This is a genomic window from Veillonella parvula (assembly GCF_048309325.1).
Taxonomy (GTDB): domain Bacteria; phylum Bacillota; class Negativicutes; order Veillonellales; family Veillonellaceae; genus Veillonella; species Veillonella parvula_T.
Genome location: NZ_DBFBTX010000005.1, coordinates 366,220 through 378,378 on the forward strand (window position 1 = coordinate 366,220; position 12,159 = coordinate 378,378).

Sequence of the window (12,159 nt, forward strand, 5' to 3'; positions counted from 1 at the left end):
GAGGTGGTAAGAATAAAAATAGTTGTTAGATTGATTTGTTTGGTGCTTGCACTATTAACAAAAGTGTTGAGATTTGCGTTTATTGTTGCGGCGGTATTGTGGTTACTAGGTTTATTTAATATCGCTGGAAATACAGTATTAGCATTGTTTGCATTATCCATACTTTCAGCGTTGATAACTGCTGCATTAATGGAAATGATTAAGGTTGGTGCATTATAAAAACTCTTGGCGTGTATTTAAAAAATGAGGAGTAAATATGTTAAGAATAACAGTATTTATGAACGGTGCGACTAGAAGGTATCAAACAGAGTCATTTAAAGATAAATACAGAAACCGTTCTGACATGGAAGTATACGATGAAGTAATAAGCAATATTAATTATGGATATACAAAGGTAATTACTTTTAAAGATGTATTTTCAAATGTGAATGTTTCGGTATCGCCTATTACGTGCTTAATTGAATGTGAGGAGGTCGTAGAAGATGGAGTTAGTACAAAGGAAGCGTAAGCAACAATACATAAAAGCCTATTGTCTTATGTATCCGTGGTATGACTGGGAAGAATATTGCGATTTTGTTTATCTAACATGGCAAGCATCACCCGGGCCTCGTCCTAAACCTGTTAAAAGAAAACATGGACGGCATTGCTTGAAGCGGTTGTGCGAAATTGGTGCGATAAGCGTGAGTGATCTAACAAGTATAAATACTATATTAAGTGGTGATATGTTTTGATAAAGGGGAATACATGAAATTCATAGATTTTTTTAGCGGTATTGGTGGTTTCCATTCCGGTTTAGAAAGGGCTGGAATGGAGTGTGTGGGTTGGTGCGAATTTGATAAATTTGCGCAAGCATCGTACCGCGCAATGTATGATACAGATAATTTATGGTTTGGTAACGATGTTACGAAAGTTAAAGGGAAGGACTTGCCAAAGGCTGACCTGTGGACGTTTGGCTTTCCTTGCCAAGACATAAGCATAGCTGGTAAGCAAAAGGGAATTAAAGAAGGTACTAGAAGTGGTCTGTTTTATGAAATCATGAGGTTGTTAGATGAGTGCAAAGAAAATAAACCCCAATGGATTATGTGTGAAAACGTTAAGAATTTGTTATCAATCGACGGGGGGGGCGGGTTCCTCACCGTTGTTAGTGAAATGGCAGAAAGAGGGTACTGTATTGAATGGAAAGTGTACAATTCCAAAGACTACGGAGTCCCTCAAAACCGAGAACGTGTGTATATTGTTGGACGTTATGGAAACGGAAGTTTCGGAAATCTATTACCTATCAAAAGAGAAAACACAACAACTCTTAAGCAGATTATAGGTGGTTCACAAGGAGAACGAGTTTATAACCCTGACGGCGTAAGCTGCACATTATCCGCACAAGGTGGTGGAATGGGTGCTAAAACTGGTTTATATGAAATCGATACCAATAAAGTTCAAAGTATCGGAAATGGTTCACGTTATGAAACGGATAATACCGTATGGTCTACTGGTTTAGCTGGTACGTTGATGGCTACGGACTATAAACATGTTCCGAAAGTAGCAATCAAAAATGCAACTAAAACAGGATACACAATGGCAGAAATTGGCGACGGCATAGATCTTGCATATCCAGATAGTGAAACACGCCGAGGAAGAGTGCAACATCAACGATCCAATACATTAACAACTAGTGATAATCTGGGCGTACTGGTTGATGATGAACCTATTTGTATTAGAAAACTAACGCCTAAAGAGTGCTGGCGCTTACAAGGCTTTACAGATGAGCAGTACGAAAAAGCAGCGGCGGTAAATAGCAACAGCCAACTTTATAAACAAGCTGGTAATGCCGTTACTGTGAATGTAGTTGAAGAAATAGGAAAGCATATTATGAAGTTAAATGCATATGGTGGCGATGATGAAAAGTGTTATATTGGATAGGATTGCCAAAGAATACGAACAAGATTTATTAGAAAGCGCCTTAACGGTTGTTATTGGCGACGAAATTATAAAGCCGGAATTAGTAGAAAGCTGCATAGGCGCCGAAGGCCATTACAACTTAATGTACAGGCGAAAAGATAAAAACAAGCGTTCTTGTAGGGTTAGCGTAACACTAGAAAGTTTGTACGGATATGGTAACAGTTTAGAAAAGAACGTATATCTGATTAAAACAACGGCGAAACAATTGATGTTAGAAGGGGAATTATAAAATGACGAATGAGCAAAAATGGTTATTAGAGCAAATGTATAACGAAGGGTATAGGGATATCAAAATTGAAGGCGTGTATGCATTCTTTGTAAATCCTACGTTTATCGAAAACGGCGGTAATTTCAAAATACGCGATCATACCCCAAGAATTCCATGCAAGGTGCTAGGGTTAAATCCTAATATCCGTAAATATTCTATTGCGGATCTATTGGGTGTTGTGGATTGGGAAAAGGTTCCAATTGATACGCGAATAGTTGTAAAAACCAAGGTAATGAAATTAAAACGGTATTTTGCTGGATATAGACCCGGTAAGGTTCGTTATTATAGTGCCGGATTGACTAGCTGGAGCAGTAATTGTGGCGAATTTGGAATTGAAGAAATTGATTGCGATAAAGTTGATTTAGCGGAAAGATTAACGGCGGTTCCTTATGAGTGTGATTGATATTACATTAAAAGGACGGCCAGCAACTAAAAAGAATAGCGGACGTATCGTATTTAAGAATGGAAAACGCATTATAATTCCGTCGGAAGCATACGAAAATTACGAAGATGCTTGCTTATGGCAATTAGCCGGAAAGAAACTGCATATATCTGGCATCATCGTTGTTGAATGTAAATACTATCTTCCTAACAAAAGAAGTTGGCCGGACTTAATCGGTCTTTTACAAGCGACTAGCGATATATTAACAAAAGCCAAAGTCATTGATGATGATAAATGGATATGTTCATATGGCGATAGTTGCATAGCGGGTATAGATAAAGAAAACCCACGTGTAGAAATCCGAATTATGGATAGGAAAAATAAAGTGTTAGAAGCGTTATTGAAATGAGGGTACAAATGAAACTGCTTAATAAAATTAAACGCATGTTAGGATGTAAACGCTATAGTGCGGATGCGATCAAAGTGAAACGATGCATGCCGGGCGTATTGATGCCTAAAATTGGTAGCGAAGATGCTGCGGGAATGGACTTTTACCAACCGGAAAGTGTAGCTATTAAACCGCATCAAACGCAATATGTAACGCTAGGTTTAGCAATGGAAATCCCAAAGGGGTATATGCTGATGCTTGCACCAAGATCGAGTATGAGCAAAACGCCGTTAGTTATTCCAAACTCATTTGGCGTGATTGATGCAGATTACCGAGGGGAAATCAAAGGTATATTCAAGAATACCGGAGATAGTACATATCTAATTCAAAAAGGTGATAGATTATTGCAAGGTATACTTGTACCAGCTGGTGCATTAAAGTTGTTAGAAGTCGATGAATTAACCGAAACGGCGCGTGGTGCCGGTGGTATCGGTAGTACTGGTAAGTAATAAGAAGAGGTAAAAATGATTAGAATTTGGGAAGAAACATCTATTGAAAATCTGGAGCAAAATTTAGCAAATATGAAGCAAACTGAAATCAAAGAGCCAGAATGGCAAACACGCTTTAGAATTGAATATAGTGAATTAAAAGAACGATATAATAAACTTCATAAAATGTTGGTTAAATACGATGCGGGAACGTTGGAATTTAAGCCTACTTGTCCTATTGAATTATTGCGTAAGCAAAAAGCCACTATGGGGGAATATCTAAATATTCTTGAAATTAGGGCAGAAATTGAAAAAGTAACATTGTAGGCGAAAGGGGAAATGTATAATGCCTATTATTGATCCGATGTATTTGTACTTGATTGAGGTACTACATAATATAAATGCTTTAAATCAAATTGTATTTTTTGTATTGGCAATGCTTGTATGTTTTCTGGTGTTTTTATATTTTGTTGAAGATGAAGCTAGGGAAAAAATACAAGCTAATAAATCAAAGGTAATATTATTATTTGTGGTTTTTATTGGTAGCGGATTAATAGCGGTGTTAGTACCTACCAAAGATGCTATGTATAAAATGCTAATTGCTAGCTATGTAACAACTGACAATATCCAAATCGTGAATGATGCTATCAAAACCAATTTACAGGATTATTTAAACATGTTAGGGGAAACAGTTAAGAACATGCGATAAAGGGGAATTTATGACGGATAAAGAGTACAGAGAATTAGCGAAGGAATATCTTGAACCGATTAAATTAATTACAATGAAAATTAAATCATTGAAAGAAGATCTAAAGCATTTGCAATCCGATATAACAACAATCGGGGCAATTGATTATAGTAAGGAACGTTTAAGCGGTGGCGGAACACCGGGCGGGTTAGACCGTCAAATAGTACGCCTTGAAAGTAAGCGCGATGCAGCACAAAAGGAAATAGGGGCATTGATTGATGAGCGGGAGACCGCAGCAGATATTATTAACACATGCACAAAAGGAAAAGAAAATATACTATTGATGCGTGAATATGTTGACGGCAAAAGTGCTAAGCATGCTAGATACTTTACAAATTTAGAAAAGTCGCAAGCAAGCGAACTAAAGACGGCTGGACTCATTAAGGTAGGGTATTATTTGCACCATACATATTACCCAAGCATGCATACCGCAAAAACGGTAAAAGTCGGAATATATCGGACTATATCGGAAACATGCGGAAAAGCATAATATAGTATAATTATAGTGTCATATGTAGCTTTGAACGACATTGACTAAATTCTCCTATTAAACATACGACACCGTGGGGAACTATAAACGTTCCCCTTGTGTGTTGTAAACAGATACCGGCGTTAAATTCCTTTCACGAACACATGCTATTTGAGATACGGTCCTTGTTAAATATGTACTTCCTAATACCATAACTACTTGTACGATTTCATAGATTGCCGGTATTTGTTTGGAACATACAAACAAAATGAATAAAACTAAAATAAAATGGGGTATATCCACGGCGATATATCCCATTTCTTGTATAAAAGCAACATTTAATTATTGAAAACTGAACATGCTGCATTTATTATGTAAAGGTTTTAGACCAAATTAACCCAAATTGTTTTGATGCTAGATCACATTAAGTTGTGGCGTGTTTGGTTTTGAGTAATTAAAAAAGCCGCTATTATCTAGCGGCTAACATATGGCGTATTTGATTATTCATTTCTTGTTGGTATTCATCTATAGTATCGAATATTGTTTCGCGTAGATTAAAAGCGGCGAATGCATCATATATAGAGTTGGTGTGTTGGCGGAGTAGTTCGCACTTTTCAGCGATATAACGAAGCATCATAATAATGTTGCTTAAATCGTCATAACCTAGTATTTGAATTATACCGTTATTATTGTGTTTGATACCTGTATAGGTAGCTTGAAGTGTTTCAATGTTATTAAGTTCGTTATATTTGATCGCGTTTTTAATTTCTTGGATAGTCATTTGCATTGTTTTATTCTCCTATTTATTTTTTTGAATTGCATTTAACATTTTAACCGCCATATTGATTACATATTTAGGGGCGTTAGAACCGTATTCCCAATCTTGGAAGGTGCGGAGTGGCATTTCTAAATATTCAGCAGCAGCTTTTTGTGTGAGACCCGCTTTTAAACGGGCCTCTTTTATTTTGTTGCTTGAAGTGGTCATTATTAAATCTCCTTATTCATAAATGTGAGTTGCAATAACTTGATTATTTGTGTCTAGTAATTGCCATTCAAAACCGAATGACATAGTTGAAATAAATTCAGATGCTTGTGATTGGTTATCAAAGTTCCAAGTTTGATTTGAGTTCAAGTCTTTTAATGTGTACATTTTATTTTCTCCTTGTGATTAACTATTGGGGTTCGTTCCCCTTACCTTGATTAGAGTATAACACGGTAACCGCGACACGTCAACCGTATTTTTAAAATTACACGAAATGTGTAATGTGATTATTGGAAAGGATAGCAATATGACGCAAATTCATTGCGATAGAAAGCATTGTTTAAACAATGATAAGCACGGCATATGCACGGCTGAAACAATCGAATATAACGGACGATGCCAAACATATTGCACTAGCCAACACGCAGCCAAACAAGTTGCCGGAATATGTCAACGATCACATAGGCGTATGAAAGCAAAAGACAATAACATTCTAAAATAAGGGGGTGAAACAATGGCAAAGACTACATATAAGGATTGGGAAGAAAAAGAAAAGATTTTACTGTTGCAAGGTTGGGCGCGTAACGGTCTAACAAATGAACAAATTGCATCTAATATGGGTATTGCAGTTTCTACCTTATGGGAATGGCGCAAGAAATCTCCGAAAATATCGAGCGCCCTAAAAATAGGAAAAGACGAAGCAGATATACAAGTTGAAAATGCACTTTACAAAGAAGCATTGAAAGGAAACACAACCGCAATTATATTCTGGCTTAAAAATCGCAAGTCTAAAGAATGGCGCGATAAGATACAACAGGAAATCACAACACAAAGCGCCGTTAAGTTGGTTATTGATAACGATGAATTGAGTGATGCAGATGAGTAAAACAAATCTGTTTCGCGATGTGATACGGCCAACGCCTAAACAGAAAGAATTCTTACGGGCAGTGAAGCAAAACATATATACGCTATATGGCGGCGCTGCTGGTGGTGGTAAATCGTATATACTCCGTTGGGGTTTGATATGGCTTTTAATTGATTGGTTCATTAAAACAGGAATTAAAGGCATACGTGTTGGGTTATTCTGTGAGGACTATCCAAGTTTAGATGATCGTCAAATCTCTAAAATCAAAATGGAATTCCCGGAATGGTTAGGAAGTTATAAAGAAAGTAACCATGAATTCACATTAAACGATGAATTAGGCGGCGGTGTTATCTGTTTTAGAAATTTGGATAACCCAAGTAAATACTTATCAAGTGAATTCGCTGCTATTGCTATTGATGAATTAACTTTGAACAGTCGTGATGTGTTCGATTTTTTGCGTATGCGGCTCCGTTGGACTGGTATAAGTGATACGAAGTTAATCGCGGCAACTAATCCGGGCGGTAAAGGCCATATGTGGGTTAAGGATTTATTCATTGATAGAAACTTTACAAAGGAAATGCAACCGTTCGCCGATAAGATTGCATATATCCAAGCAAGGGCGAGCGACAACCCGCATCTATCACAGAATTATATAGATGCACTTAATACATTGCCGGAAAAACTACGTAAAGCATACCTTGAAGGCGATTGGAATATATTTGAAGGTCAAGTATTCACGGAATTTAGAACGGATAAGCACGTAATAGAACCGTTTGAAGTACCGCATCATTGGCAGCGATACCGTTCAATGGACTGGGGGTATACGAAACCATATGCAGTATATTCTTATGCGGTTGATTATGACGATGTATTATATGTTACTGGTGAATATTACGGCTGCAAGCCGGGCATGCCGGATACTGGTACACAGGAAACGGCACGGGAAGTAGCGCAAAAAATAGAACACATGAAAGACTATCAAGGCGTTGCAGATCCGGCTATATGGCAACGAACAGGGCATGACGGGCCAACGATTGCGGAAATATTCGCAACGGAAGGCGTGTACTGGGTGCGTGCTGATAATGATAGATTGGCCGGACTTATGCAAGTGCATCAAAGGCTTAAAGAAGGTAAGTTAAAGATATTTAGTAATTGCGTACATCTAATACGCACGTTACCAGCTTTAACTTATGACAAAATCAAAGTGGAAGATGTAGATACAAAGCAAGAAGATCATGCGTATGATGCGGTGCGTTATATGTGTATGGCACGGCCTGTTAAATCTGTTAAGCCTAACAAGCCATTTAATGACGGTTATAGATATGAAGATGAAACAGAAGGAGAGGTAACTGCATGGGGCGTATGAGTGAAAAGGCGTTACGTGATTACGCCTATAAGGTGTTGAAGTCGGAATACGGAGAACGCGAGGAAAAGGGCGTTATTATTCCGGCGAAATACACTGATGCGGAATTGGCGGAATTTGCGCAAGCTATGCCGCAATGGCAAATAGAACAAATGTACGATATGATATATGGTTCTGAAATGGTGGAATAATGGATATAGAACAAACATTTGATATATACGAAGCGAAAGCAAACGTTAAAAGCGCATTGAGTGCTACATCGAACTGGCGGCAAAATGCTGCCGAAGATTATGCATTTATGCAAGGTAAACAATGGGAAGATGCTGACTTGAAAAAAATGCGTGAAGCTGGTCGCCCTGCGATTACAATCAATAGAATACGGGCAACTGTTAATCTGTTGTGCGGTTATGCATCACAAAACGAAACAGAACCGGACTTCTTACCGCGCTCCGAAGAAGATGATAGAATAAGCCGCGTTGCGAAAGGTATTACAAAGTACTGTTTAGACCGCGCGCACTATCAACGCAATAAGGGGAAATGTTTCCGCGATAAGATTATTTGCGGTTTAGCCAATTACTGGGTAAGCTATGAATTTGATTACAACAAATTAGACGGAGCAATTAAAATCGAACGTGTTTCTCCGTTTGATGTGTTCATTGATCCGGAAAGCACAGAAGAAAATTTAAGCGATGCGCAATTCGTTGGCCGGTATAGTTGGGAAAGCACAAGAAAGCTAAAACAGGTATATCCGGATAAAGCTAATGAAATTGATATGTTGAGTCATAAATATGACGATACAGAACTAGAAGCCGGTGCGATTGAAACCATTAACGGTGAAGCGTTGTGGTATAACGAAAAGTATAAAAAAGTTCGTGTAGTTCAATACTGGTACAAGGAATACGGCAAAAAGAATGTATACATGACAAAAGAGGGCCTAATTGATGAAAACAACCCGCTATTTGTTGTGTTACTGGCTACAGGAAAGAAACCTACTAGCATACCAGATACTAAAATCAGATATGCAACATTCTCCGATAGTGTGCTGTTAGAAGAGGGCGAAAGTCCTTATAAGCACGGTAAATTCCCGCTAGTGCGTGAATATTGTTACTATACGGGTGAATTAATAGATGATGAACTAGAACCAGCCGGCGTTGTGCGTGATCTTAAAGATGCGCAACGTGAAAAGAATAAAAACCGAAGCCAACGAATGCATGTTGTTAATCAACAGTCTTTAGGTGTGAGATTCTGGCAAGGCCAAATAGATGAACACGATAAGAAAATAATCGAAAAGAAAAGCACAACACCGGGAGCAAATATATTCTTGAAGCCGGGTGTTACATTCCAAGACGGTACGCCGTCAATGGATAGCGCTATTAATCTAACTTTGGAACAACAAGCGGACAACGACTTTTATTCAATCAGCGGTATAACCCCGGAAAGCCTTTCCGGTAGTATTGGTTCTATGAGTGGCAAGGCAATCGACTTGCGGCAATCTGTAACAACCGTACAAACGGCGGATATATTCGCACAGACAAAAGAAGCGGAGTTACAAATTGTCAAATTGCTATGGGGCGAGAAAAACGCTCCGGGTTTAATTCCGCAGTTCTATAACCAAGAAAAGGCGATGCGAATTTTGGGCGACGACGGCAAGAAGGAATTTGTACAAATTGCACCGGGTTTAAATCAACCTATGCAAGAACAGATTTTAACCGATGCACTAGGCCAGCCACAGACCGATGCGGAAGGTAATCCGATTAAGCAAGTTTTATATGATTTAAGCTGCTTTGATTTTGATATTGTGATTAGCACCAGCCAAGCAAGCGCAACGGCTCGTAAAGCTAACCTATATCAATTATTAGAAGCTAAGAAAAGTGGTGTTGATATTCCTATGGATATTATCCTTGATTTCATGGACTTCCCAGAAAAAGAAGCCGTCAAGAAGCGTATTCAGCAAGCGGCAGAAAAGCCAGCTATGCCAGAATTGCGTGTTAGCGGCAGCCTAGATGATATGCCAGCAGAAGCATTAAGCATGTACTTACAAACGCTAGGCGTTGAAATTTCGCCGCAACAAATTATGGCGGAACGGTTAGCCTTGAAAGGTAGACAACAAAACATTCAAAATGCACCGCAAATTTTACCGCCTGTGAACGATTTGGGCGGTATGTAATATAAACTATCAACACAATAATAAAACGCTCCTATATGGGGCGTTTTTTATATTTCGCCCTAAGCAATGGCGTTAAACTACTTGCACTTATACATTCGCCCGACAACGGCGTTAAACTGTCATATTCTTATATTCGTCCAGCAATGACGTAAAAAGGCAAAGGAGTATTTGATATGGAAAAAGATTTAGTAAACATCGAAGAAGCTGGTTTCACTCCAGAAGATTTAGAAAACGCAGGCGTAGAACTGGAAGATACAACCGAAGAAACGAATACACAGGAAGGTGCAAACGATGTTCCCTCTACTGAAACACCGGAAAGTGATGCGAATGATGCGGAAGTAGAAACAGAAACGCCGAATACTAACGAAGGTGAAACGGAAGAAGAAACGCATGCGAACGATCAGAACTTAAAAGCGGCACTTGCACAGGAACGCGCAAGACGTAAAGCAGCGGAAGAACGTGCTAGACAATTCGAAGCGCAACAAAAACCAATTGAGTTACCGCAAGAAGAAGTATCAAATATTCGCGACTTCGTACGCCGTGAAGCGTTAAAACGTTTCAATATGACGGCGGAAGATTTAGAAGGTTTGATGTATGAAGATGCTGAAAAGTACAACGAATTTATTCGTTTTGAAGCTAATGCAGAATACGCAATCACCAATCAGCAAATTGCAGTACATCAACAACGGCAAAAAAACGTAAATTTTGTGAATGAAATTAAATCGCTACCAAACTTTAACGAGTTGTATCAACGCGGTTTAGACAAGTTAAACGGAATGATGATGCGTGATGCACAACCGATTAATGATGCATTTTATCGTGTTGATCAGGGCGAAGGTACAGAAGCCGATTTTGAAACCATTAGAAAATTTGTTGATGAATTGCAAAATGAACGGGCGACAAGTACCGAAGTACCAAACAACCCACTAGAAGTAGCGGCGACATTGCCTAAGGCTGGCGCACTCAATGGTGGCGTTCCTACACCTAACAAGGTAACGGAAGAAGATATTTTAAAAGCGTATGACACAGGCAATCTTGATGCATTGCCGGACGATGTACGCAAATATTTTGACGAATTATAAGAGGTAATATATGGCAGAACAAAGAAATCAAGTTACTATCCCAGCGGCGTTAGTCCCTAAGATTTGGACTAAAAAAGTGTGGCACGAAGGACTAAAAGAGTCTTTCTTCGATAAGTTCACCGCAATGGACGGTTCTAACGTTGTACATAAAAACAAAGATTTAGAAGGCGTTAAAGGCGATGCAGTAACATTCGGCTTGATGATGAATTTAAGCGGTGCTGGTGTTGAAGGTAACCGTGCGACATTAACTGGTAACGAAGAAACGTTGAACATCTACGACTTCACCGTACAAACTCAATTAGTACGTAATGCGGTATCTCGCTTTGAAGCGGACGACCAAAAAACACAATATGACATGTTAAAAGAAATCAAAGGTGCATTGAAACAATGGTTAGCTGATTGGCAAGATAACAAGTTGATTGCTAAACTTTCTGCATCTCCTACCGCTGGTGAAACATTGTATGCTTCCGCTGCTGGTACACAAGCATCTATCACGGCAAATGATAAGTTGACTACTACGCTCATTTCCCGTGCGAAACGTAAAGCGAAAATGCATGGGCCTAAAGTTGCCCCAATCAAGGTTGACGGCATGGATAAATACATCATGTTAGTATCTACGTGGGCGGCTCGTGATTTGAAAGATGATGCGAAGTGGCTCGCAGCGCAACAAAACGCTAATATTCGCGGTTCTAAAAACCCTATCTTTACAGGTGCATTAGGCGAATATGACGGCGTTATTTTGTACGAATACGAACGCGTATTGAACGACAAAACAGGTGCATCTAACGCTAACGTATGCCACAACTTATTGCTTGGTAAACAAGCGGCATGCTTTGCGGTATCTCGTCCGGCGAAACACATCAAACAAGTGGACGACTACGGCAACGTAGAAGGTAACGGCATTGCTTTCTATGGTGCAATCGAAAAATCCAAGTTTGACAACAAAGATTACGGCGTAATCAATGTTATGACTGGTGGCGTAGTAGAAGCGTAAATATGAT

19 protein-coding genes are annotated in these 12,159 nt (G+C 39.0%); 16 read left to right on the forward strand and 3 right to left on the reverse strand.

The annotated features are described in order from the left end of the window. The first annotated feature begins 96 nt into the window (after window positions 1-96). The 10 genes from ACMKPP_RS06475 (at window position 97) to ACMKPP_RS06520 (ending at window position 4,720) form a co-directional block, all read left to right on the forward strand. Window positions 97-219: a hypothetical protein gene (locus ACMKPP_RS06475; protein WP_418369488.1), complete on the forward strand. Its 123-nt coding sequence runs from the start codon at window positions 97-99 to the stop codon at window positions 217-219. Window positions 220-256: 37 nt separating this feature from the next. Continuing rightward, the gene (locus ACMKPP_RS06480) at window positions 257-508 is read left to right on the forward strand and encodes a hypothetical protein (protein ID WP_418369489.1); all 252 of its coding nucleotides are present in this window, start codon (window positions 257-259) and stop codon (window positions 506-508) included. A gap of 236 nt (window positions 509-744) precedes the next feature. Then, window positions 745-1,917 carry a DNA cytosine methyltransferase gene (locus ACMKPP_RS06485; protein WP_418369490.1) on the forward strand — a complete coding sequence of 391 codons (1,173 nt, stop codon included), beginning with the start codon at window positions 745-747 and terminating at the stop codon, window positions 1,915-1,917. Beyond that, window positions 1,910-2,185: a hypothetical protein gene (locus ACMKPP_RS06490; protein ID WP_418369491.1), complete on the forward strand. Its 276-nt coding sequence runs from the start codon at window positions 1,910-1,912 to the stop codon at window positions 2,183-2,185. The genes ACMKPP_RS06485 and ACMKPP_RS06490 overlap by 8 nt, the downstream gene beginning before the upstream one ends. 1 nt (window position 2,186) lies before the next feature. After that, window positions 2,187-2,627, forward strand: a complete 441-nt coding sequence (locus tag ACMKPP_RS06495) for a hypothetical protein (protein WP_418369492.1) — start codon at window positions 2,187-2,189, stop codon at window positions 2,625-2,627. Continuing rightward, complete coding sequence (locus ACMKPP_RS06500; RefSeq protein ID WP_418369493.1) at window positions 2,614-3,015, forward strand: RusA family crossover junction endodeoxyribonuclease; 402 nt, start codon at window positions 2,614-2,616, stop codon at window positions 3,013-3,015. The genes ACMKPP_RS06495 and ACMKPP_RS06500 overlap by 14 nt, the downstream gene beginning before the upstream one ends. Window positions 3,016-3,023: 8 nt before the next feature. After that, entirely contained in the window at window positions 3,024-3,503 is a 480-nt protein-coding gene (gene dut / locus ACMKPP_RS06505; protein WP_418369494.1) for a dUTP diphosphatase, read from the forward strand. Window positions 3,504-3,518: 15 nt separating this feature from the next. Continuing rightward, window positions 3,519-3,809, forward strand: coding sequence for a crAss001_48 related protein (locus ACMKPP_RS06510; protein ID WP_418369495.1), 291 nt, complete (start codon window positions 3,519-3,521; stop codon window positions 3,807-3,809). Between the two features lie 19 nt (window positions 3,810-3,828). Next, window positions 3,829-4,191 (forward strand): hypothetical protein, encoded by a 363-nt coding sequence (locus ACMKPP_RS06515; RefSeq protein ID WP_418369496.1) that lies wholly within the window; start codon window positions 3,829-3,831, stop codon window positions 4,189-4,191. Window positions 4,192-4,201: 10 nt separating this feature from the next. Then, on the forward strand, window positions 4,202-4,720 hold the full coding sequence (locus ACMKPP_RS06520) for a hypothetical protein (RefSeq protein WP_418369497.1): 519 nt from the start codon (window positions 4,202-4,204) through the stop codon (window positions 4,718-4,720). A 448-nt stretch (window positions 4,721-5,168) separates the two neighbouring features. Here ACMKPP_RS06520 and ACMKPP_RS06525 read toward each other — a convergent pair whose 3' ends face one another. The 3 genes from ACMKPP_RS06525 to ACMKPP_RS06535 are packed head-to-tail and all read right to left on the reverse strand — an operon-like array spanning window position 5,169 to window position 5,849. Beyond that, on the reverse strand, window positions 5,169-5,486 hold the full coding sequence (locus tag ACMKPP_RS06525) for a hypothetical protein (RefSeq protein ID WP_418369498.1): 318 nt from the start codon (window positions 5,484-5,486) through the stop codon (window positions 5,169-5,171). A gap of 12 nt (window positions 5,487-5,498) precedes the next feature. Then, on the reverse strand, window positions 5,499-5,684 hold the full coding sequence (locus ACMKPP_RS06530) for a helix-turn-helix domain-containing protein (protein ID WP_412214727.1): 186 nt from the start codon (window positions 5,682-5,684) through the stop codon (window positions 5,499-5,501). A 12-nt stretch (window positions 5,685-5,696) separates the two neighbouring features. Beyond that, a complete protein-coding gene (locus ACMKPP_RS06535) occupies window positions 5,697-5,849 on the reverse strand; it encodes a hypothetical protein (RefSeq protein WP_418369499.1) in 153 nt (50 codons plus the stop codon). Between the two features lie 346 nt (window positions 5,850-6,195). On the opposite strand from ACMKPP_RS06535, the gene ACMKPP_RS06540 reads away from it, so the two are divergent. The 6 genes from ACMKPP_RS06540 to ACMKPP_RS06565 all read left to right on the forward strand — a co-directional run bounded on the left by ACMKPP_RS06540 (window position 6,196) and on the right by ACMKPP_RS06565 (window position 12,152). Further along, window positions 6,196-6,567, forward strand: coding sequence for a hypothetical protein (locus ACMKPP_RS06540; RefSeq protein WP_418369500.1), 372 nt, complete (start codon window positions 6,196-6,198; stop codon window positions 6,565-6,567). Continuing rightward, window positions 6,560-7,912 carry a phage terminase large subunit gene (locus ACMKPP_RS06545; RefSeq protein WP_418369501.1) on the forward strand — a complete coding sequence of 451 codons (1,353 nt, stop codon included), beginning with the start codon at window positions 6,560-6,562 and terminating at the stop codon, window positions 7,910-7,912. Before ACMKPP_RS06540 ends, ACMKPP_RS06545 begins: the two co-directional genes overlap by 8 nt. Further along, entirely contained in the window at window positions 7,900-8,100 is a 201-nt protein-coding gene (locus ACMKPP_RS06550; RefSeq protein WP_227068399.1) for a hypothetical protein, read from the forward strand. The genes ACMKPP_RS06545 and ACMKPP_RS06550 overlap by 13 nt, the downstream gene beginning before the upstream one ends. Continuing rightward, window positions 8,100-10,076, forward strand: coding sequence for a portal protein (locus tag ACMKPP_RS06555; RefSeq protein ID WP_418369502.1), 1,977 nt, complete (start codon window positions 8,100-8,102; stop codon window positions 10,074-10,076). The genes ACMKPP_RS06550 and ACMKPP_RS06555 overlap by 1 nt, the downstream gene beginning before the upstream one ends. A 173-nt stretch (window positions 10,077-10,249) precedes the next feature. After that, on the forward strand, window positions 10,250-11,158 hold the full coding sequence (locus ACMKPP_RS06560; protein ID WP_418369503.1) for a hypothetical protein: 909 nt from the start codon (window positions 10,250-10,252) through the stop codon (window positions 11,156-11,158). 10 nt (window positions 11,159-11,168) lie between these two features. Further along, window positions 11,169-12,152 (forward strand): N4-gp56 family major capsid protein, encoded by a 984-nt coding sequence (locus ACMKPP_RS06565; protein ID WP_418369504.1) that lies wholly within the window; start codon window positions 11,169-11,171, stop codon window positions 12,150-12,152. Window positions 12,153-12,159: the final 7 nt, after the last annotated feature.

What these genes read in the sequence shown, in the direction of transcription:
- ACMKPP_RS06480 (WP_418369489.1), top strand. Translation starts at nt 257, where the DNA reads ATGTTAAGAATAACAGTATTTATGAACGGTGCGACTAGAAGGTATCAA.
- ACMKPP_RS06485 (WP_418369490.1), top strand. Translation starts at nt 745, where the DNA reads ATGAAATTCATAGATTTTTTTAGCGGTATTGGTGGTTTCCATTCCGGT.
- ACMKPP_RS06495 (WP_418369492.1), top strand. Translation starts at nt 2,187, where the DNA reads ATGACGAATGAGCAAAAATGGTTATTAGAGCAAATGTATAACGAAGGG.
- ACMKPP_RS06500 (WP_418369493.1), top strand. Translation starts at nt 2,614, where the DNA reads ATGAGTGTGATTGATATTACATTAAAAGGACGGCCAGCAACTAAAAAG.
- dut (WP_418369494.1), top strand. Translation starts at nt 3,024, where the DNA reads ATGAAACTGCTTAATAAAATTAAACGCATGTTAGGATGTAAACGCTAT.
- ACMKPP_RS06510 (WP_418369495.1), top strand. Translation starts at nt 3,519, where the DNA reads ATGATTAGAATTTGGGAAGAAACATCTATTGAAAATCTGGAGCAAAAT.
- ACMKPP_RS06515 (WP_418369496.1), top strand. Translation starts at nt 3,829, where the DNA reads ATGCCTATTATTGATCCGATGTATTTGTACTTGATTGAGGTACTACAT.
- ACMKPP_RS06520 (WP_418369497.1), top strand. Translation starts at nt 4,202, where the DNA reads ATGACGGATAAAGAGTACAGAGAATTAGCGAAGGAATATCTTGAACCG.
- ACMKPP_RS06525 (WP_418369498.1), bottom strand. Translation starts at nt 5,486, where the DNA reads ATGCAAATGACTATCCAAGAAATTAAAAACGCGATCAAATATAACGAA.
- ACMKPP_RS06530 (WP_412214727.1), bottom strand. Translation starts at nt 5,684, where the DNA reads ATGACCACTTCAAGCAACAAAATAAAAGAGGCCCGTTTAAAAGCGGGT.
- ACMKPP_RS06535 (WP_418369499.1), bottom strand. Translation starts at nt 5,849, where the DNA reads ATGTACACATTAAAAGACTTGAACTCAAATCAAACTTGGAACTTTGAT.
- ACMKPP_RS06540 (WP_418369500.1), top strand. Translation starts at nt 6,196, where the DNA reads ATGGCAAAGACTACATATAAGGATTGGGAAGAAAAAGAAAAGATTTTA.
- ACMKPP_RS06545 (WP_418369501.1), top strand. Translation starts at nt 6,560, where the DNA reads ATGAGTAAAACAAATCTGTTTCGCGATGTGATACGGCCAACGCCTAAA.
- ACMKPP_RS06550 (WP_227068399.1), top strand. Translation starts at nt 7,900, where the DNA reads ATGGGGCGTATGAGTGAAAAGGCGTTACGTGATTACGCCTATAAGGTG.
- ACMKPP_RS06555 (WP_418369502.1), top strand. Translation starts at nt 8,100, where the DNA reads ATGGATATAGAACAAACATTTGATATATACGAAGCGAAAGCAAACGTT.
- ACMKPP_RS06560 (WP_418369503.1), top strand. Translation starts at nt 10,250, where the DNA reads ATGGAAAAAGATTTAGTAAACATCGAAGAAGCTGGTTTCACTCCAGAA.
- ACMKPP_RS06565 (WP_418369504.1), top strand. Translation starts at nt 11,169, where the DNA reads ATGGCAGAACAAAGAAATCAAGTTACTATCCCAGCGGCGTTAGTCCCT.